We start from the raw sequence: 19,240 nt of genomic DNA on the forward strand, positions 1-19,240 counted from the left end.
GGTTCCCTGCGCATCGGATCAGCTCCTGGCATACAATTCCAAAAATCCACATTCCACGCAGCGCTCGGCTACAATTGGAATGCAGGCCCTCCCTTTTACCTTAACATTGCCCATCCAGTTCTTGTCAGGTGGCCCCTCGTACCAACTACTGGCTTGGACAGAACCATACCCGACATCTGGAATAAACCCGGGCTGCAGTTCACCTGCACACTTCAAACAGGGCATCGAGTGGCTCCCAATTTTCTCGCGACAAGTCGAACTTCGAGAAATGAGTGCAATATACGCATCCATTTCGCGATTGAACTTCTCCAAACTTTTTATCAGTTCCAGATTGCGCAAAATAGACTTTCACGTAGAATTACACCGTTTGCGAAGCTCTCTTTCAATTCTACCAAGTTCCGATTTTCCAACGGAGTATTGCGCTATGAAGTATGTCCTGAGTACCATCATTGCATTATCATTGAGCGGGACGCTGGTGAGCGGCGCTCTAGCCTACGACAACCCGGCCACGGGAGGCGGATCGATCGGTGGAGCTCACCCTGAGAAATTCAATCAGGGCCCGGGATCTCTCCCTTCGCACCGGATTCCCGGAACTAACCAGCGACGCTGTCCAGCCTATTACTATCTGGATCGGTACAGCCGCCGCTGCTATCGAAGGTTGTGACTTCATTTTATGGTATGATCGTGTCCGGGTCATGGAAATAGTAAATCGCAATAGGCATCCCGCCAGACGGCTTGGGCGTCTCGGTCTAACGATATCTTTTTTCAAAAGCCGAATCGCCCCTGCGATTTGACGCGTAGTGATGTGGCTGGATCACCTCAAATCGATCTATTAGCCGCGGGATTGTCGGTGGGCCGCTTCCTGCTAAGACGACGCCCTTCGTGTTGTGAGAGAAGATGTTTTCGTGATCATCAGGTTTGGTTCAGAGGCTTGCTTTTCAATAATGAAAGACGAAGCCTCGAATGCATCAGTGTCAGAGTATCCCGTCACATTGCAATCGGTTGCCCGCAGACGCCTCGCCCACCAAGTTCGGCGGTTGATGCCAAGACAAAAGTGTTTCTGACAGGAGAAGTATCTTGAAAAAATCTCTTTCCGCATTGAGCGTCACCGGATTTATCTGCGCGACGATATTGTTGGGGCCGGCCGCAGCCTACGCAGGCTGCAGAGAGAGTTTTTGCGTCAGCGGTCGCGACATAGGCAAACAACATGTAGTGAATTTCACCAACAGCAACTCGAACGTCCATCATTACAATGCGCGGGTTAATCCGCCTCTCAACATCGTTGGTAGCGTCTTTTCCAGCCAGGTTGAGGTGGGCCGGAACGTGCGGAGCTTCACAATTATCGACCTGCCATCCACGCGGCCAGTTACGATCGAATATTCAATACAAGCGTGCGCCTATGGCGGATTTCCTCCGCATTCGAATTGCGGACCATGGACAACATTTCATCACGCGATTCAGTGATAGTTGCGTGGGGTAGCTAGATGCCCGGATATCGACACGCGGATATTCTGCCGTCGCTCGCAAGCCTTGCCTTCGCTGCTTTGGCTGTTTCGCCAACTGCCGCCCTCCCGGTTGCAAACAAGGTTTCTGCATGCATGGGCAGGATCTGGGCAATATCCACTCGGGTGATATTCGCCCACGAGGGCTCAGCGCCGTTCTACAAGGTGAAGGCAGCGGGCCGCTCCTTCACGACCCACTTTCGTGTGTTTGAATTCGAGATCGGCAGCGCTCGCGCGGTGACCTCTCAGTACCAAATCCAGGCATGCGGACCGGGTACTTGCGGGCCCTGGATGAGCTTTTCGCACACCACCAGATAGCCCGCGTCAGGAAACATCGGACCGAAGGACGATCCAGAAATGAACTTCAATGTAATTCGCGTCTTTGGCGTGACACTGCTCAGTGCCATGGTTCTCGCGACACCAGCCTCCGCCGGTTGCAAGGAAGGATTTTGCGTCAACGGTCATGACAACGGCCGTCGACATTCGGTCGATTTCACCAGCACCTATAGCAACGTAGATCACTATAACGTCCGCTCGCCTTGGCTTATCGCCAACGGCGGGGGGCACCAATTCGAAGTCGGACGAAACGAGCGCGGCTTTTCGTTCGGCTCTCTCCCAACGTCGCGCCCGCTGGATATTGAGTATTCCATTCAGGCCTGCAGCCGCGGTGGTTTCCCGCCACATTCCAACTGCGGTCCCTGGGTGACGTTCTATCACACCATGCGTTGAAGGGTGTAACGGCCATGATGAAGCATAAGGTGCTCGCCTGCCTGTTCTTCCTTGGCGTTCCTTTTGCGGCGCGCGCTGATGACGCCGCAGGATGCAAGGACAATGCATTGACGGGCCGGTACGAAGGTTCGTCAATCGCCTACTGCAAGGCGAAGGATTTCGACGAACTGGTCTTCCTGAAGACCCCGCACGACTACGGGGCTTTGCTGGACCGGAACGCTCTGAAAGACCGTTCCGGTCCAGAGTGGCTTAAGAAAACGGGTAAGACGAACGAGATCCGCTATGAACTGAAGGATAACACCTCGGCCCTTGAAGCGGCGTCGAACTATGAAGCACGGCTCAAATCGAACGGTTTCAAAGTCGTTTTCTCCTGCGTGGATCAGGAGTGTTTGAGCGGCAGCGTGACGGGAACGTACGTTCTGGGCGAGCAACTTGATCCCACGAATGTCGTTTCAACCGCCTATGGTGATCATGCGCGCTATTTGCTGGCTCAACGCGACGGCGCAACCGTCGGGGTCCTGATTGGCGAGGACAAGGAAAAGTCCGTCGCCTTTGTTCGCATCGTTGAAGATAAGCCGATACAGAACAAGATCGGTGATGCCCTGGCCACGCGAGGCAGCGTCAACATTTATGGAATCCTGTTCGATTTCGACAAAGACGTAGTGAAACCGGAATCGAAGCCTGCGCTGGACGAGATCGCCAAGGCACTCTCGGACAAACCACAAATGCGGCTCAAGATCATCGGCCACACCGACAACAAGGGCGGCGAAGCCTACAATCTTGATCTGTCGCAGCGCCGCGCCGCTAACGTGCTGGCCGCACTGGCGGAAGGCTATGGAATTGATAGGGCAAGGCTTTCATCAGAGGGGGCCGGTTTGTCAAAACCGATAGCGTCGAACGATTCTGAAGATGGCCGTGCAAAAAATCGCCGTGTTGAACTGGCGGTGCAATGAACAAGGGCGAATACGCGGCCTGGGAGGCGGAGAACGCCAAAGGCAACAAGCCGCCGGGCACCGTGTTTCGCGACAATTGCCTGCCGATCGTCGAGGCAGGTCAGGCGCTGCTGGTGGACGACGACTATGCGCTCGACGACACCGTGACGTTGACGCTGACGCCAGGGCATTCGCCCTGCCACTGCTGCGTGAACATCTCGAAAGGGCAACGCGCTGTGGTGACTGGCGATCTCATGCATCACCAGATCCAGTGCCGCGAGCCGGACTGGTCGGCCAAGCCGGACTGGGATGCCAGGCAGTCCGCCGTGTCGCGGCGAAAATTCTTTGCCTCCGTCGCCGACACCGACACGCTGATCCTGCCGATTCATTTTCCGGCGCCGACGGTCGGGCTGATCAAGCCGCTCGGCGCCGCCTTTGACTACCGTTTCAAGCGGGAGTAGGGCGACCGTTCGTCGGACGGTTTAGTAAGTGTAGAACATCCGCTGGATCTCCTTGGTGTCGGTCGTCTTGGTCAGCGCCAGCATCAGCAAAATGCGCGCCTTTTGGGGATTCAGCGTATCCGAGACGACGAAGTCATGTTCGTCGTCCTTGGCTTCCCCGTTGCGCGCGACGATGCCGTTGCCGACGCGGCTGCTCCGGACGATAATGACCCCCTTCTTGCGGGCTTCGTCGAGCGCCGGCTCGACCGCGGGCCGGGCAAGGCTGCCATCACCCACGCCGGCGTGCACGATCCCCTTGGCCCCTGCGGCGACAAACGCGTCGAGCGCGACCCGGTTCATGTTGGCGTAGCCATAGACGATATCGACCTGCGGCAGGGTATCGAGGCTGGAGACGTCAAATTCGGAGTCCGCCGTGTGTCGTCGGGTCGATTGACGATAGAAGTACGGCTTGTTTCCCTGCATGTAGCCGAGAAAGCCGAGCTCAGGGGTGCGGAAAGTGTCCGCCGTCGAGGTGTTGTTCTTGGTGACGTCGCGCGCCGCGTTGATCTGATCGTTGAGGGCAACGAGCACGCCCTTGCCGACGGCCTCTTCGCTGCCTGCGAGGATCACCGCATTAAAGAGGTTGATCGGCCCATCCGCGCTGATCGCCGTCGATGGCCTCATCGCGCCGACGACGACGACAGGCTTCTTGCTCTTCACCACCAAGTCCAGGAAATAGCTGGTTTCCTCGATCGTGTCGGTCCCGTGCGTGATCACGATCCCGTCCACGTCGTCCTGCGTGAGGAGCGTGTTGACGCGCTTTGCGAGCTTCAGCCAGTAGTCGTTGTTCATGTTCTCGCTGGCGATCTGGAAAACCTGTTCGCCCTTGACGTTGGCCACCGTTTTCAGCTCGGGGACGGCGTTCAGGAGAGTCTCGATGCCGACCGTGGCTGCGGTATAACCGACCACAGTGGTGCTGCTCGCACCGCTGCCGGCGATCGTGCCGCCGGTGGCCAGGACCATGACGTTGGGCAGACCGGGGCCCCTTGCATTCGCAACGTCAAGACTGATGAGCAGTGCAAACACGCCCATTGTCGCCATCATGTGATCACGCACTCGAAACTGCCACATCTCGACCACCCTTTGCTCGAAGCCTCGTCGATGCGCCCCAATTCGCCCAGCACTCCATGATCGGTCAGCGGACGCCTTCTGTCTAGGGTGGCGATTCTTTCGGATGGTTTGGTTTGGGCGCGGACCCCGGAAACACAGACGCGAATGGCCGGGACATCTAGCGCGAAGACGCGCTTCTGCCCGGCCATGACGCAGTTCGTTTGGCGATTGCCCGCTAAAGAAGCAGCGAATTTGCGGCGCCTTACGCGCCGACTTCGCACTTCTTCATGAAGCTGTTCTTGGCGGCGCCGGCGAGCGGCTTGCCGTCGGCGCTGACGGCCTTCGGCGTGCACGCGTCCGCCTTGCACTTCTTCATGAACGAGGTCTTGGCGGCGCCGGCGAGAGCCTTGCCGTCCTTGCCGACCGCCTTGCTCTCGCAGGTATCGTCCGCGAAGGCCGAACCCGCCGCAAAGGTGGCAACGATCGCAGCCAGGAAAATCCGCTTCATCATGATTGTCTCCCTAAACCAAAAAGATGGCGAACGGATTGGAGCCGTGAATCGTGGCGCAATCAAGCAGGATCGGCGCGCATCATCGATTTTTCGATGGGCGCATCTCAGATCTTTGCATCGATGCTTCTGACGAGCATGGCGACCTGAACCGCGATCAGGCGTCGCATGTCTTTGCCGTTCCTCGCGGTTTCACGCAGCCCCCGCATGCCGAAAACGAGGCAGCGCGCCAGCACCTCTGGTTCGTCCGCCACGCCTGCCGATCGCACCTGATCGCGGATGAGGTCGGCGATTAGCGACTGGAAATTGTCATAAACCTTCCGAACCGCCGGAAAACGCAGATCGAAAAGATCTGCCGCATCAGGATGCGCTTCCGCCAGGTCGAAGCCGTGGCATCCCCACGACTTGCAGGCGTGGAGCAGCTTGGCGTGAAGTCCGTCGAGCCTCCCGATCGCTGCGAGAATCTCGCGATGTTTCCCCTCATCCATGCTCCGGATCACTGCCGCGAACACGGCATCCTTGTCGGGAAAGAACAGGTAGAGCGCCGGGCGCGATATCCCGGCCTTTGCCGCGATATCGCCCATCGTCGCGCGGGCGTAACCGTAGCGCGAGAAAACCTCCGTTGCGGCTTCGACAGCGAGCTCCTCTTTCGAAACACTGGAACGAGACATGATCCTCACGCGATGAAATCACCACTCGACCAATCTTGACAAAAAAACAAAAAATGTCAATTAGTCGGACGCCGCACCGAAGGGGAAGATTCTGCAAGATGAACGATGAAGCACGTCTTAAAACCTGGAACACCTATCAAGCCGCGTGGGGCCCCGTTGACGAGGCCGAGCGCCGTCGCCTGCTCGAACAAAGCATAGCCGCGGATTGCGTGTACACGGATCCTGGGTCGCAAATCGAGGGGCGCGACGCCTTGATGGTCCGCATCAGTCAAACACAGCTCAAGTTTCCGGGAGCTTATTTCAGGAATGACAGCTTCCTCGAACACCACGAGCAAGGCCTTTTTCGTTGGACGATGTACGACGGTATTGGCGAAGTGTTCGTCAAGGGCGAGAGCTTTGGCCGCTTTGGTGACGACGGTCGGCTCGTTCAGGCGACCGGATTCTTCGAAGTGCCCGCTGCCAAATCGTGATCGCTAACCGGTGGCGCAAAGGAGCGAATTCGCCGCGGTTCAGGCCCTGCGTCAGATCCCCCGCGCGAGGAGAGCCTTAAAGTCGGCCCGCGCACGCTGCGCCTCGGCCCGCGCGACGTCCGAGGCGTCGCCAAGGCCGAAATAGCCGTGGATCAGGCCGGCGCCCTCGTGATGTTTCACGCGCACGCCGGCGGTCTCCAGCGCCCGTGTATAGGCTGCGCCCTCGTCGCGCAGGGGATCAAACCAGGCGGTGGTGACGATCGCGGGCGCGACGCCGGCGAGCGAGGTGGCGCGCAGCGGTGAAACGCGCCAGTCGGTCGCGTGAGCCGGCTCGGCGAGATAATGGCCGCAAAACCATTCCATCACGGCGCGGGAGAGGAAGTAGCCTTCGGCGTTCTCGGCGCGCGAGGGGAAGCGTGCGTTCTCGCGCGCGTCCGCATAACTCCCGAGGACGTCGGTCACGGGATACACCAGGAGTTGCGCGGCGAGCCCAATGCCGGCGTCGCGACAGGCGATCGCGGTGGCGGCAGCGAGATTGCCGCCAGCGCTGTCACCGGCAACGCCGAGGCGTTTTGCATCGCCGCCAAATTCCGCGACGCGGCCAAACACGTCGCTCACCGCCGCGAAGGCGTCCTCGAAGGCACCGGGAAAGCGCGTCTCCGGGGGACGCCGGTAGTCGACGGAGACAACGACGGCGCCGGTCTCGATCGCAAGGTTGCGCGCCTGCCGGTCGTGAGTCTCGAGGTCGCCCGCGACCCAGCCGCCGCCATGGAAGAACACCACGGTCGGCGCTGGCCCAATACCGATCCTGTAGATTCGAGCGTCGACCGGGCCGCCGCCGCCCTTCACCTTGATGTCCGTGACTGTGTCGACGGGCGGCGGCGGTATGGCGGCGCGCGCGGCAGCGAGTGCGCGCAAGGAATCGCGGGCGCTTTGTGGCGTCATCGCCGTGGGATCGCGCATCGGCAGCAGCGGAATGATCTGGGCAATGACGGGATCGAGCGGTGCGGCCATGTTGGCTTTCATGGGATCCTCACAGGGTTCTTGGTCTTGCTTGCGGGTTAGCATAGATTTTGCGCGGCGCATCGGCAACCGCTCGCATCGTGCGATGCCGGATGAACCGGCAGGGAGGTCAAAGAGTGGAATTCGAAAATCTTGTCCAGTCGCGCCGCAGCGTGCGCGGTTTCAGGAACGAGCCGGTGCCGCGCGCGGTGATCGAGGCGATCATCGAGAGCGCCAAGCGGGCGCCGTCGTCCATGAACACCCAGCCCTGGCACATCCACGTGCTCACGGGCGGCCCGCTGGAAGCGCTGCGCCAGCGCAACATGGAGGAGATGATCGGCGGCGCCAAGGTCAAGCGCGACATCATCAGCCACGGCGAATATCAGGGCGTTCACCGCACCCGGCAGGTCGACATCGCCAAGCAATTGTTCAGCGCGATGGGGATCGCGCGCGACGACAAGCCGATGCGCCAGGACTGGGTGCTGCGCGGCTTCCGCCAGTTCGACGCGCCGGTCTCGCTGGTCCTGACCTACGACCGCGTGCTCGATCCCGGCGCGGTCTGCCATTTTGATCTCGGCGCGCTCTGCTACGGCATCGTGCTCGCGGCCTGGGACCGCGGTCTCGGTTCGGTGATCAACGGGCAGGGCATCATGCGCTCCGACATCGTGCGCGAGGTCGCAAGCATTCCGGAGGACGAGGTGATTATGACCTGCGTCGCGATGGGGTATCCCGACGACAACTTTGCCGCGAACGCGGTGCGCTCAGATCGCGAGGGTAACGACGATTTCGTCCGCTATGTCGGCTTTGCCGATTGATGCACGCAGACGGGATTATTCTCTCGCCGAAATTTTTGGTGCGGAGGTTAAGCCGCCTCTTGCAATCTCGATCGTGCAGGAGGAACAATGTGCGGATTGAAAGGTTTGTTGCTGGCGCGAGGGAATTGACATGCGGCGGCTGGCTAGCCTGGTTCGGCGGTTGTTCGGCCCGCGGGTGCGGCGCCCGATCGATGATGATCCAAGTCTTCCTTTCACACCCGACGAGTTGGGCCGGCTGATCCGCAGCGGCAAACGCGAGGATATGAAGCAGCTGGCCGAAGGGCTGGCCTGCCGGTCGATCCCGCGCCGCGCCAAGTACCGGGCCACGCACTAGGCCCGCGTTCGGGATGGGTCTGACGCGCTTACCGGGTGAGCGCGACGTGTTTGAACGAGGCTACCAGAGCTTTCTCCAGCTTTCCACTCATTCCGCAGAGAATGTTGTAGGCCTCCGGCCGTGGCATGGTCGGCTTGTAGTGCCGGTGCTCGATCAGGGCCGCGAAGATGTCCGAGATCGTCAGGATGCGCACGATATCGCCGATGTTCTCGGCGCAGAGCCCATCCGGGTAACCGCTGCCGTCGAGAAATTCGTGATGATGCCGCACGGCGTCGAGGATCTCCGGCGAGATTTTGTCGTGGTCTTTCAGAAAGTCGTAGCCCGCCGCCGGGTGAGTCTCGATCATGGCACGTTCCTCCGGTTCGAGACGGCCGGGCTTGTCGAGGATGGCAAGCGGGATCCGGGCCTTGCCGATGTCGTGGAACATGGCCGCCGTGTACAGGCGCGCCAGATCGGGCCTGCCGACGCCGAGGCTCAGGCCAAAGTCGATTGCGACGCCGGTGACGAGGAGACAATGCTGGTAGGTCCCCTCGTGATGGCGCCGCACCGTCATGAGCCATTCCGACAGGCCATGCTGGGTGATGCGATCGGCGATCTGGCGGCCGGCTTCCTTTGTACCGTCGATGTCGAGGGGCTCGCCGAGCGTGACGGCCGTGAACATCGAGGCGATGGCGGTTGCGGCGGTTTCGACGGCATTGTCGGGCTGCCGCGCATCACTTGAGGACGCAGACGCTTCTTCAGCAGGATCAGCCAGCGCTGCCAGCAGCTTGATCTTGTCGATCGTCCCGGGAAGGACGAGCGTGGCCCCGAGCGCGTAGGCTTGCGAGATACTCATATGAGAGGAGTGCTCGACCAGGAAGATGCGCTTCGTTGCCTTCGCGAGCTTTGCGGCTCGCTTCTTGATGGCCGCAATGATGTGGACGTCACGCAATTCCGCACGGATGACGATCGCGAACGGCACCTGGGACAGCTTGGCTTCTGCGTCGAGCCGTTCGCCTGCGACGGCAAACTGCTGCTCGAGAATCGAACAGACGCTCGACAATTTGTCTGAGGAATCAGCCAGCACATGCACGAACCGGCGTGCCGCTTCCTTCTCTCGGATGCCGCCGTCGCCTTTGACGGGGCGGGATATAATTCGCGCGCTCTGCACGGTTGACCTGAATTATGTTGAGTGGAAGGGGCTGATGAATCCTGGGGCCTATTTGCTCTGAGCGGCAGTCTGCGCGGCAGCTGCCGGTTTCTTCTTGCTGTCTGCGGTGACGAAGTGCACGCCGGCCGTGGTGCCGTCGATCCAGACCAATTCGCAGCGCCGGTAGGCGAGCCCCGTCGAGGACAGCAGCAGGAAGAATTCCTTGGCCTGGAGCACGTCGAGCGTGCCCTCGACCTCGATCTTTGCACCGCTTTGCGATATGTCGAGCAGAACGCAACTGCGCCGCCACGTGCCGTCCGAGCCCATCAAATTGACGGGCTGCTTGTGGTCCATTTTTACGCGCTGCGCTTTACGGCCATCGAACTTCATCGACTAACCCCCACCTTCGCGCCGCGATTTCCCAGATCGCTTGTTCTGGCGGTCGCCGCTATTTCTCCCCATCGCACTGTCCATTGGCTGGTGGACAGAAGCAGCGTCTCGAAGATCCGTTGCGCGCGTTCGCGCTCGGCATAGGAGAGCCGTGTGCCGCTGCGATTGGTGAGGATAGCAAGCGTGGTTGCCCAGTTCAGCCGTGACGCCCGGCAGGCCATGACCAGTCCTTCGCAGTCGTCATCGGTCATGACGTGCTCGACAATCTCGATCGGAGCCGCCGACAGCACCGACAGCGCCGTGAACAGATTGGCGGTCTCGCCGCGGATCGCGAAGCGGTTCACCGTGGAATCGTTGAGCTTGCCGACGCGGTTGAGGGCGACGATCTCCGGCCGTGCGCCCGCATAGTCGGCCGGGCAGGGTGGCTTGAGAGGAGCCGGTGCTGGCACCTGCGCGGGCGAAACTGCCGATGCGTTGGGCTTGGACGTCTTCGTTGGGCCGGGTGAGGCCGAGAGCAGCTTTCGCACGACCAGGTCCGGCGTGCCGGGCCGCAGCGCCAGCGCCTTCATGATCTCGCCGTCTTGCTCCGCCTTCGCGACCAGCGCGTCATAAGCCGCGTCGGAAAATTCGGTCCCCGGGTTCTTGATCAGCTCAAGGCAGATTGAGCTGCCGCGCCTGATCAGCGCCTCGGTCACGGCGGGCTCGATCGCGTTGCGGGCGGCGATCGCGCGTAGATGCCGCTCGCCACGGGAGGCTGCGATCACCACGAGGTCAGCTGCGGCGAGTGCCTGAGATCTGAGCAGGACGGGACACGCCACGTCCGCATCGTCGTGCGAGGCGAGGCGCCGCAACGTCTCCGGCGGAGCTGCCTTGAGTTCGGCAAGCGCGGCACCGAGTTTGATCAGCGCGATGGCATCGACCCGTTCCGCCAATCGCAGCAGAACCCCGTCGACCACACCGCAGAGCAATTCCTGAGACCGGTCGCCGCTGCCCGTGAGCAGCTGCATAATACCGGAAAGGATGCGCCCGCAGCGGTCCAGCGGACACGTTGCGACCGCATCTTCCAGTTCGACCAGAATATCAGCAGGCGAATTTGCCATCAGGGCAGGGGCCTGTTTCAAAATGAATTTCGACTAACCAATGACTTCCATTGCGTCCCACAGGCGTTAATTTGAAATTTAGAGATTGAGCGCCCGGGTATTGGTGCACCGCCGATGCTGCGGGAAACGATATCGAAATTCGGCGACGCTCGATCCGGCGACTGGTCCTTTCAACGGAACCTTCGCCAACTGATCGAGATGGATTAAGATGATTCTTTCGGTCTAACGGGACGCCGAAAGGGGGAAGCCGGCATCGTCGCCGGGCGCGCGTCTGTCGCGGCGCGACGCTTCGTATTGCCATGAACATTATTGATGATGCGCCCGGGTTGGCGCCAAGGACTTTTCGTTTTTCCGACGCCGATGAATTTCGGAATGCCATACGCGGCCTGAATTTTGAATTCACGCCCTTCGTACGGAGGATTTCGGCCGAGCAGACAATTCTGTCGCTGCCCGGCTGCGATGTGAATTTGACGCGCGCGTTTCCCCGCGTCGTTGACGCGCAGCTCGTCGAAAACTGCACCGCGATCGGGTTCACAATGGACGACCTCAACGTGCCCGTCCGCTTCAATGGCTCGCAGCGCGCCCGACCGGTCATAGTCATCGGCAATGGCGGCGCCGCCTACACCACGATCGAGGAGGTGCAGCGGCAAATTGCCTCGGTGGTATTCAGGCCGGAGGTGACGGATCGCGGCTGGCCGCACGCGGTCTCGAGCTTCAAGATTTTTGAAACGTCGGTCCTGGGCCTGAACCGGCTGCGCAGCATGGTTCGGGAGGTGCTGGCTGCCGCGTCGGAACCTGTCGGTGCTGCGGAGGTGCCGTTGAAGGCCGCAGCCATGAAGGAGTCGCTGCTTGGAGCCGTCGATGACGCGTTCGACAGCGTTGTCCCCGCGCGATGGACCCTGCGTCCCAACGACGAGCGGAATTTCAAGATTTTCCGGGACATTCACGTGCTTCTGTCCGACGACCTCTCGCAGCCGATCTACAGCGAGGCGATCGCGCGCAAGCTTAACCTGCCCGTACGCACCATGCATGATGTCATCCGCCGCTATCGCGGCATGAGCCTGCATCGCTATTTGCGCCTGCGCCGGCTGTGGCTGGTGCGCCAGCGGCTGCTCGTTGGCGCCGACAGCGTCAAGGCCGTGGCCCTGGCGTTCGGCTTTTGGCATCTCAGCGACTTCTCCAGAAGCTATCGCGATCAGTTCGGCGAGATGCCATCGCTAACGCTCGAGCGCGGCCGAGGTCGATAGCGGGACAAATGGATTGGGGTCATCCGTCCGTTCCGTGCTAGACTGCGTCCATGAGCAATCGCATCCTCGTTCTCTACGGTTCCTACCGGTCCGACCGCATGGGCATCCGACTGGCAAATTTCATCATGGATCGTCTGCGCAAGCGTGGCGACGACGTTGTGTTCATCGACGCCAAGGCGATCGGCCTGCCGATGCTCGATCGTATGTACAAGGAATATCCCAAGGGCTCCGCACCCGAGGCGCTAGAGAAGCTGGCCGGAGAGATCCGCGGCGCGGACGGTTTCGTCTTCGTCACCGGCGAATACAATTGGGGCATCCAGCCGGGGTTGAAGAACCTCACCGACCACTTCCTCGAAGAGTGGTTCTGGCGTCCGGCGGCGATCGTCAGCTATTCCGCCGGCCGGCTGTCCGGCGCGCGCGCCTCGACCGCCTGGCACGGCACGCTGTCGGAAATGGGCATGGTGGTGGTATCGAGCACCATCGGCGTCGGTCCGATCGCGCAGACGCTGTCGGAGGCGGGCGAGCCGATCGGCGAGGGCGGCAAGGCGCTGGAGCGCTCGTTCCCGCGCTTCGCCGATGATCTCGCATGGTGGATCGAAGCCGCCAAGGCCCAGCGGGCACGCAAGGCACCCCCGTATTGAGGGCGCGTAGCCCTGCTCCGCGCTGGTCGCGGTTGCCGTCGGCGATTTGGTGCGCTAACCCGTTGAGCGCATGGAATTGCATGGGAACTCGGCGTTTCTGCCGCGACTTGAGGCTATGCGTGGGTATGCGGCCGTGTCCGTGCTCGCGTTCCACGCCTGCATGCTGTCCTGGGAAATGATCGCCGGCGGAATGGCGCCGGTCGTCGTCTTCTTCGTGCTTAGCGGCTTCCTTCTCTCCCGGTCGCTGGATCGCGATCCTGACCCCGTCACATTCGTGCGTCACCGGCTGTTCAGACTGCTGCCCGCCGCAATCGCGACGGTGCTCCTGCTGACGCTGGCCTATCAGAGCTTCGGCTTCTATGTAGGCTTTCTGCCGTCTTTCGATCCGCTCAACGTTGTCCTCAATGCGCTTCTTATCAAGAGCGACATCAACGGCGTGATGTGGTCCCTGACCGTCGAATGCGTCGCAGTACCGGTGATCCTGATATCCCACGCTCTGCTGAAGTGTCACGGCACGACGCCGGTGTGGATCCTGGTTGCCTTCCTCTTCGCAATCGCGTTCTGGGGCCCGTATGTTCATTTGCTGGGCGGCTTCACCAATCTTGCGCCGCTCTATGCCTTCCTCGTCGGCTTACTCCTGCAATCGGGCGGCACCGCGCTAAGCGGGGCAGCGCAATCGTCCCGCGCAAACTATGTCGCCATCGCCGCGCTCGTCGTGATGGTCATCGTCGCAGTTCGGAAGCAGACCGCTGTCACGATCGCGTTCGAAACGCTCTGTGCGTCCGTGCTGGTTTGCCTTGCGGCCTTCGGGCCCCGCAAGCTTGTCGCGCTACGGCCGTTCGATGTTGAGATCGCGCGATTTTACGGGCGCGTATCGTACAGCTTCTATCTTCTGCACATGATCGGACTTGTGATCGCAGCCCGCCTTCTGCCGTTCGACCAGCAGCCGGTCATCCGTGCAACGATCCTGTTCCTGGCGGCGCTGTTGATCACGACGCCGGCGGCCTGGCTGATGTGGCGCTTCATCGAGGTGCCCTTCATCGAGCTGGGACGCAGGCGGATGGTGACGAGAACCGCCTGATGTCGCGGGCTGAGCTTACGCGGCCCTGACCTCGCCGAGGAAGCGGTCGAACTGTCCGGCGAGATCGCGCGACTGGGTCGATAGCTGCTCGGCCGCGCCCAGCACTTCCCTGGCCGCAGTCCCGGTGTCGTCGGCGGCGCGCTGCACGCTCGTGATGTTGGTGTTGACCTCCTGGGTGCCGCGCGCGGCCTCCTGGACGCTGCGGGCGATCTCCTTGGTCGCCGAGCCCTGTTCCTCGATCGCGGCGGCAATCGCGGTGCCGATCTGGTCGATCTCGCCGATGACGTCGGCGACGTTGCGGATCGCGGCCACGGTTTCGTCGCTCGCGGCCTGGATCGCCGAAATCTGCTCGGAGATTTCGGTGGTGGCCTTGGCGGTCTGGCCCGCCAGCGACTTCACTTCGGCAGCAACCACCGCAAAGCCGCGGCCGGCGTCGCCGGCGCGGGCGGCCTCGATGGTGGCGTTGAGCGCCAGCAAATTGGTCTGCTCGGCGATGCTCTGGATCAGTGTGACGACGTCGCCGATCTTCTGCGCACCCTCGGCGAGCGCGCGTGCGGTGTCGCCGGTGCGGCGGGCGTTGTCGACGGCGCGGGTCGCGATCACGGTGGACTGTGCCACTTGACGGCCGATCTCCGCGATCGAGGAGGTCAGCTCTTCGGTGGCGCTGGCGACCGTCTGCACGTTGCTCGATGTCTGCTGCGAGGCGGCGGCGACGACCGCGGCCTGGCTGTTGGTCTGGGCCGCCGTCGTGGTCATCGACTGCGCCGTGGTTTCCATGGTGGATGAAGCGCGGGACAGGCCGCCGACAAGCTCGGTGACCTTGGCTTCGAAGGCGCGGGTGAGCCCGTCGAGCGCCTGGGCGCGGCGCATCTTGCCGTCGTTCTCGGCCTGCTTCTCCGCCGCGAGCCGGTCGGCGCGGATCATGTTGTCCTTGAACACCCGGACGGCCGCGGCCATTGCCCCGATCTCGTCGGAGCGCTCGGCGCCGGGAATCTCTTCCGCAACGTCGCCGTCGGCAAGCCGCGACATCCGAATCGTCAGGTAGACGATCGGGGCGCAGACGCGGCGGCGAACCAACACGATGAGGCCGGCGCTGGCGATCAGCACGGCGAGGAGGCCGACGAGTGCGACGGTGAAGCTGGTGCGCGCGGCGGAGGAAGCGCCGGCGAGGATCTGCTCGGCATTGTCGTAGAAGGCGTCGCGGACGTCGATGATGGTGCTGAGGCCACGCTGCGTGGCGGTGTAATAGGTATCGACGTCGTGTTCGTACTTGCCGCTGATCGCACCTTCCTTCACCAGCTTGAGCTCGCGGCCGAACTCCTCGATATAGATCGAGTTGAATTTTTCCAGCGCGGCGGCGACGTTCGCCGGTGTTGACGGGTTGCCGCGCAGCTCCAGCAGCGACAGCACGATCTGATCGTTGCGGCCCTGCGAGCGGCCGATATCGGCTTTCTCGGCGTCGGTCGCCGGTTTCTTGCCGCCGACGAGATTCTTGTGCAGGCTGGAGTTGAAGCCGCCAACGTCGCGCAATGTCATCGCGATGTTGGCGTAGCTGGCCTGCCGGTAGGCGTCGCCATTGAGGATCGCCATGCGGCGGACCTGCTCATTGAGCAGGGCGGTCACGCCGCCGTTGAGCACGGCGTTGTCGGCGACGATCTTCTTGGCTGCATCCCTGCGCGCCTCCGCCGGTCCCGCCATCGCCTTGTCGATGGCCTCGCGCAACGCGGTGAACTTGGCATTGATGCCGTCGATGTTGCTGCCGATGGTGTTGCCGTCGTCGAACGGCCCCGGCAGCTCCTTGCGCAGCGTGTTCATCTTGTCGCGGGCGCCGTCGGTCTGCTTGCGCAGCTTGTCGTGCTCGGAGAGCTGCACGGGGTCGTAGGTCGCGGGCCCGTAAAGGATGTTGGTGGCGAAGCCGCGCTCGGGATTGAGATAGCGCGGGATGTCGCTGACGGCGCGGACGATCGCGAGCCGCCCCTGCGCCTCGGTGATCCGCTCCATGGTCTGGTACTTCGTCACGGCGACGTAGACGGCGAGACCGCCGCCGACGGTCGAGAGCGAGACGATGGCGGTGGTCAGGAGCGTACCGATTTTCATGATCTGTCCGGCAATGGGCGCGGGGAGAAAGATATTCTCCGAAAAATAGGGGGCGCGTATTAATCGCGGGTTTACGTTGCGTGCCGCGACACGCAGGTCAGCTAGGCTTTTCGATCAAGGGCCGCCAGAATCTCCAGCGTTGCGCCGTCGCGCTCGCCTGCGAAATAGCGGGCCAGGGCCTCGCCGAAAACGGGCTCGTCGGACACCGCGCCGAACAACGTCATCGACGAGCGGAATTTGGCGTCGTCTGGCGCACCTAGGATTGCGTTGATGGTGCGTCCCTCGACGGCGAGCACGAGGTGGGTGCATTCGGTCAGCCGCGGACCGAGGATGGGGTGGGCGAGGTAGGCTATGGCCTCGGCACGGGAGCCGATGGCGTAGCGCTGGGACATGGCGCTGAATCCGAGCCCGGCCACCTGCGGGAAAACGAACCACATCCAGTGGCTCTGCTTGCGACCCCGGGCCAGTTCCCCCCGGACGTCGCGAAAAACCGGGTCTTGGGCCCGGACGAAGCGCTCTAGATCGAAATGATCGGTCATTGGATACCTCGGGATGGCCTGCCAGACCCCTTGCCATACCTTCGCCGGCCGTGATTATGCCTAACTTTTGGCTCCCAATGTGGTAGCTGGTAGAGAGTCTCCGGGTGGGGGTGGGTTCCCCCGGGGGTCGATTTTGGGGATCTGATGGTTTCCGACCGCGCACAAGCCGAGAGGCTATTGTCGCGCCGCCGTATTGGGCGAGCCGAGACGATATTGCTGTCTTTGGCCGCCTTCGCGCTGGCGGTGGGCGCCGCCGCATGGGTCGCTGACATCGGCGATTCGACCCCGCTCGTTTCCGCCGCGTTGCCACCGTCCAATGCGCCTTCCTTTGAAGATCGCTTCACCTCGCTGTCGGGCAATCCGTCCGCGCGCGACATCGGGCTGCGGACGCTGGAGCGCTCCGCCCTGAGCGCGGTGCAGCTCAAGCTGCGTGATGCCAAGGCGATGCTGGCGGAGAAACTCCAGGGCAACGACTGGCGCTCGACCTTGACCGATGACGATCGGCCCGTTGACGAGAGAAGGTCCTCGCAGCGCGCCGACGTCGTCCCAATGCCGCGCTCGCGCCCGGCCCAGGCGGACTTCTCCGCCCAGATCGCCTCGAGCCAGGCCTATGCAGAGACCAATCCGAGGGTCGACAACCGCAACTTCTTCGAGAAATTCACCGACAAGATCAAGCTGGCGTCGCTGACGCCCGACAGCGGCCTGCTCGGCAGGGCGCCCGATCTCATGGCCCTCGGCTATGATTCGCGGACGGCGGTCTACGATATCTCGGCCAAGGCGCTTTACCTGCCGAGCGGCCTCGCGCTGGAAGCGCATTCGGGCATGGGCGCGCTGATGGACGACCCTCAGCATGTCGACCAGCGCATGGTCGGCGCGACCCCGCCCGCGACCTACGATCTGAAGCCGCGCGAAAAGCTGTTCCACGGCATTCGTGCGCTGCGGCTGACGCCTACTGACGGCACCAGCGCGCTCGGCCGTGTCGGTCTGCTCACCCACAATTTCATGCTCGGGCCGCGTGGCGATTCCAACGGCTGCGTTTCGATCAAGGACTATGATCGTTTCATGAAGGCCTATGACAATGGCGAGTTCAACCGCCTGGTCGTGGTGCCGAGCCTGAGCGGATCGGCAATTGCCGCGCAGCGCGCGAGCACCGATTCCTGATTTTGATACCGACATCTGCCTGCTGCCGCGGGGCTGCCGTTGTCCCTTCGTTAAGCCGTCCTCGTCCAGAAGCAGCCCATGAGTGATCCATCAAGTTCAGAGACACCGCTGCGCACGACGTTCAAGATCAAGCTGAACGGCGACACGCTGGCGATTGCGACCGTCGGCCAGGCCTATCAATTCCTCACCAACTTCAAATCGGTCGAGTGGATGGAATTCCGCTCGCTGCACGAAGACGCGGTCGCGGCGCTCGAAGGCGCCGCTGGCGATGCCATGCTCGCAGTGCAGGCGACCAACGCCGTGCGTGCGCTGTTCGTGAGCGCGAAGCTGCTCTGAGCAGCCCGCTTTTTCCCTGTCGTTGCGAGTGTGATTGATCTCGTGTCCCGGACGCGCCGCAGCGCTCTCGTGCTGCTGCGCGGAGCCGGGACCCGGAGCAACACGGTACAATGCGGCGACGATGCCGGCGACTACGTCACGGCGCTCCCGGCGAAGATCCACGGCAGTGGAAGGCCGCAACCGAGGCTCTGCTGCTCGTCGCCGAGCGCGGCGGTCCGGCGATGCTGGCGCGGATCGGCATGATGCGGGCGCTGAACGGAGAAGCGCCGAGAACGACGATGGTGAAGCCGCCGGCGACGCTTGTGCGCAATCCCTGAGGTATCGACTTCAAACCCTCTAAAGTCGCTAACGCAACTTGAACTCACCCTTAGATTGATATTTCATGGTCGGTACTCGGCAAAGGGGCGAAAGCATGGCTAACAGGTGGCACGACATGTCACTCAACGACCTCATGCAAACCATGGGACAGGCGCAGATCGGCTCAATCGACTACAACTATGCACTAGCCGAATATAATCGCCGACAGTTCAAAACGAGCAATCGGCCCATGGTCCTCGCGGTCCTCGCCGCCTTCGCCGCGATGGCGTCGGCGCTCGGTTCATTTTTCACCATCGCCGCCGCACAAAACGAAAGTCGAATTGCTGCGTCGATCGACGTTGCACGGAAGCATTTGACTGAGCCGCAGATCTCGGACGGACGCCAGATCGCCATCAATCTAATGCGGAGCGACGTGAACTTCACCATTGCAACGACTAAACAAAGCGCCGATTGGAATCAGTTTGCCTTAGAGGCCGGCTATCTAGCAAACCTACCAGAGAAGAAACGGATTGATCGAGACTATCTCACGTTGGCCACCATGTGCGACATCTGGATCGCGTCGGTGGCATCCATGAAGCTCCCGAACCCGCCAGCGTCGCCTAACGCCATGCAGACAGTCGGAAAATCCCTCGAAGGCGAGTGCAAACCGATTGTTCACGTTCCAATAAATTAGTCGCGCGGCGGGGGA

General features: G+C 61.7%; 22 protein-coding genes and 1 pseudogene. 14 read left to right on the plus strand and 9 right to left on the minus strand.

Going from position 1 to position 19,240, the window contains the following annotated elements:
• Window positions 1–1,077 precede the first annotated feature (1,077 nt).
• From IVB31_RS19100 to IVB31_RS19115, 4 genes and pseudogenes are all read left to right on the plus strand, one after another.
• Window positions 1,078–1,464, plus strand: coding sequence for a hypothetical protein (locus IVB31_RS19100; protein ID WP_247325116.1), 387 nt, complete (start codon window positions 1,078–1,080; stop codon window positions 1,462–1,464).
• A 395-nt stretch (window positions 1,465–1,859) separates the two neighbouring features.
• On the plus strand, window positions 1,860–2,231 hold the full coding sequence (locus tag IVB31_RS19105; RefSeq protein WP_247325117.1) for a hypothetical protein: 372 nt from the start codon (window positions 1,860–1,862) through the stop codon (window positions 2,229–2,231).
• 14 nt (window positions 2,232–2,245) lie between these two features.
• The gene (locus IVB31_RS19110; protein WP_247325119.1) at window positions 2,246–3,184 is read left to right on the plus strand and encodes an OmpA family protein; all 939 of its coding nucleotides are present in this window, start codon (window positions 2,246–2,248) and stop codon (window positions 3,182–3,184) included.
• A pseudogene (locus IVB31_RS19115) lies at window positions 3,184–3,624 on the plus strand (MBL fold metallo-hydrolase); the annotation flags it as partial. The gene IVB31_RS19110 and the pseudogene IVB31_RS19115, both read left to right, overlap by 1 nt.
• A gap of 21 nt (window positions 3,625–3,645) precedes the next feature.
• On the opposite strand, the gene IVB31_RS19120 reads toward IVB31_RS19115, so the two are convergent.
• From IVB31_RS19120 to IVB31_RS19130, 3 genes are all read right to left on the minus strand, one after another.
• Window positions 3,646–4,734, minus strand: a complete 1,089-nt coding sequence (locus IVB31_RS19120) for a type II asparaginase (protein ID WP_276576614.1) — start codon at window positions 4,732–4,734, stop codon at window positions 3,646–3,648.
• 241 nt (window positions 4,735–4,975) lie between these two features.
• Complete coding sequence (locus tag IVB31_RS19125) at window positions 4,976–5,224, minus strand: hypothetical protein (RefSeq protein ID WP_071914505.1); 249 nt, start codon at window positions 5,222–5,224, stop codon at window positions 4,976–4,978.
• 104 nt (window positions 5,225–5,328) lie between these two features.
• The gene (locus IVB31_RS19130) at window positions 5,329–5,892 is read right to left on the minus strand and encodes a TetR/AcrR family transcriptional regulator (RefSeq protein WP_247325131.1); all 564 of its coding nucleotides are present in this window, start codon (window positions 5,890–5,892) and stop codon (window positions 5,329–5,331) included.
• Window positions 5,893–5,990: 98 nt separating this feature from the next.
• Here IVB31_RS19130 and IVB31_RS19135 point away from each other — a divergent pair, with 98 nt between their 5' ends.
• A complete protein-coding gene (locus IVB31_RS19135) occupies window positions 5,991–6,362 on the plus strand; it encodes a nuclear transport factor 2 family protein (protein ID WP_247325132.1) in 372 nt (123 codons plus the stop codon).
• 51 nt (window positions 6,363–6,413) lie between these two features.
• Here IVB31_RS19135 and IVB31_RS19140 read toward each other — a convergent pair whose 3' ends face one another.
• Window positions 6,414–7,376 carry an alpha/beta hydrolase gene (locus IVB31_RS19140; protein WP_247325588.1) on the minus strand — a complete coding sequence of 321 codons (963 nt, stop codon included), beginning with the start codon at window positions 7,374–7,376 and terminating at the stop codon, window positions 6,414–6,416.
• A 125-nt stretch (window positions 7,377–7,501) separates the two neighbouring features.
• Here IVB31_RS19140 and IVB31_RS19145 point away from each other — a divergent pair, with 125 nt between their 5' ends.
• Entirely contained in the window at window positions 7,502–8,179 is a 678-nt protein-coding gene (locus IVB31_RS19145; protein WP_247325133.1) for a nitroreductase, read from the plus strand.
• A 130-nt stretch (window positions 8,180–8,309) separates the two neighbouring features.
• Complete coding sequence (locus tag IVB31_RS19150; protein ID WP_247325134.1) at window positions 8,310–8,513, plus strand: hypothetical protein; 204 nt, start codon at window positions 8,310–8,312, stop codon at window positions 8,511–8,513.
• A gap of 28 nt (window positions 8,514–8,541) precedes the next feature.
• On the opposite strand, the gene IVB31_RS19155 is transcribed toward IVB31_RS19150, so the two are convergent.
• Genes IVB31_RS19155 through IVB31_RS19165 form a run of 3 tightly spaced genes read right to left on the minus strand, consistent with a single transcriptional unit; the run spans window position 8,542 to window position 11,135 of the window.
• A complete protein-coding gene (locus tag IVB31_RS19155) occupies window positions 8,542–9,663 on the minus strand; it encodes an HD domain-containing phosphohydrolase (protein ID WP_247325135.1) in 1,122 nt (373 codons plus the stop codon).
• Between the two features lie 48 nt (window positions 9,664–9,711).
• Window positions 9,712–10,032, minus strand: coding sequence for a PilZ domain-containing protein (locus IVB31_RS19160; RefSeq protein ID WP_247325136.1), 321 nt, complete (start codon window positions 10,030–10,032; stop codon window positions 9,712–9,714).
• Window positions 10,029–11,135, minus strand: coding sequence for a DUF2336 domain-containing protein (locus IVB31_RS19165; protein ID WP_247325591.1), 1,107 nt, complete (start codon window positions 11,133–11,135; stop codon window positions 10,029–10,031). The genes IVB31_RS19160 and IVB31_RS19165 overlap by 4 nt, the downstream gene beginning before the upstream one ends.
• A 296-nt stretch (window positions 11,136–11,431) precedes the next feature.
• On the opposite strand from IVB31_RS19165, the gene IVB31_RS19170 reads away from it, so the two are divergent.
• The 3 genes from IVB31_RS19170 (at window position 11,432) to IVB31_RS19180 (ending at window position 14,101) form a co-directional block, all read left to right on the plus strand.
• Window positions 11,432–12,379 (plus strand): helix-turn-helix domain-containing protein, encoded by a 948-nt coding sequence (locus tag IVB31_RS19170; RefSeq protein WP_247325138.1) that lies wholly within the window; start codon window positions 11,432–11,434, stop codon window positions 12,377–12,379.
• Window positions 12,380–12,429: 50 nt separating this feature from the next.
• Window positions 12,430–13,020 (plus strand): NAD(P)H-dependent oxidoreductase, encoded by a 591-nt coding sequence (locus tag IVB31_RS19175; RefSeq protein ID WP_247325141.1) that lies wholly within the window; start codon window positions 12,430–12,432, stop codon window positions 13,018–13,020.
• 115 nt (window positions 13,021–13,135) lie between these two features.
• Window positions 13,136–14,101 carry an acyltransferase gene (locus IVB31_RS19180; RefSeq protein WP_256464332.1) on the plus strand — a complete coding sequence of 322 codons (966 nt, stop codon included), beginning with the start codon at window positions 13,136–13,138 and terminating at the stop codon, window positions 14,099–14,101.
• A 15-nt stretch (window positions 14,102–14,116) separates the two neighbouring features.
• Here the strand turns inward: IVB31_RS19180 and IVB31_RS19185 are convergent, their stop codons facing one another.
• Together IVB31_RS19185 and IVB31_RS19190 are read right to left on the minus strand one after the other, a co-directional pair.
• Window positions 14,117–16,198, minus strand: coding sequence for a HAMP domain-containing methyl-accepting chemotaxis protein (locus IVB31_RS19185; protein ID WP_247325155.1), 2,082 nt, complete (start codon window positions 16,196–16,198; stop codon window positions 14,117–14,119).
• A gap of 101 nt (window positions 16,199–16,299) precedes the next feature.
• Window positions 16,300–16,737 carry a DUF1810 domain-containing protein gene (locus IVB31_RS19190; protein ID WP_247325157.1) on the minus strand — a complete coding sequence of 146 codons (438 nt, stop codon included), beginning with the start codon at window positions 16,735–16,737 and terminating at the stop codon, window positions 16,300–16,302.
• Between the two features lie 213 nt (window positions 16,738–16,950).
• Here IVB31_RS19190 and IVB31_RS19195 point away from each other — a divergent pair, with 213 nt between their 5' ends.
• The 4 genes from IVB31_RS19195 to IVB31_RS19210 all read left to right on the plus strand — a co-directional run bounded on the left by IVB31_RS19195 (window position 16,951) and on the right by IVB31_RS19210 (window position 19,225).
• Entirely contained in the window at window positions 16,951–17,898 is a 948-nt protein-coding gene (locus tag IVB31_RS19195) for a DUF2778 domain-containing protein (protein ID WP_247325159.1), read from the plus strand.
• Between the two features lie 78 nt (window positions 17,899–17,976).
• On the plus strand, window positions 17,977–18,234 hold the full coding sequence (locus IVB31_RS19200; protein WP_247325161.1) for a hypothetical protein: 258 nt from the start codon (window positions 17,977–17,979) through the stop codon (window positions 18,232–18,234).
• A gap of 110 nt (window positions 18,235–18,344) precedes the next feature.
• The gene (locus IVB31_RS19205) at window positions 18,345–18,551 is read left to right on the plus strand and encodes a hypothetical protein (protein WP_346730879.1); all 207 of its coding nucleotides are present in this window, start codon (window positions 18,345–18,347) and stop codon (window positions 18,549–18,551) included.
• A gap of 116 nt (window positions 18,552–18,667) precedes the next feature.
• Window positions 18,668–19,225 carry a hypothetical protein gene (locus IVB31_RS19210; protein ID WP_247325163.1) on the plus strand — a complete coding sequence of 186 codons (558 nt, stop codon included), beginning with the start codon at window positions 18,668–18,670 and terminating at the stop codon, window positions 19,223–19,225.
• The last annotated feature ends 15 nt before the right edge of the window (window positions 19,226–19,240 follow it).

The organism is Bradyrhizobium sp. 21, from assembly GCF_023073335.1.
Taxonomy (GTDB): domain Bacteria; phylum Pseudomonadota; class Alphaproteobacteria; order Rhizobiales; family Xanthobacteraceae; genus Bradyrhizobium.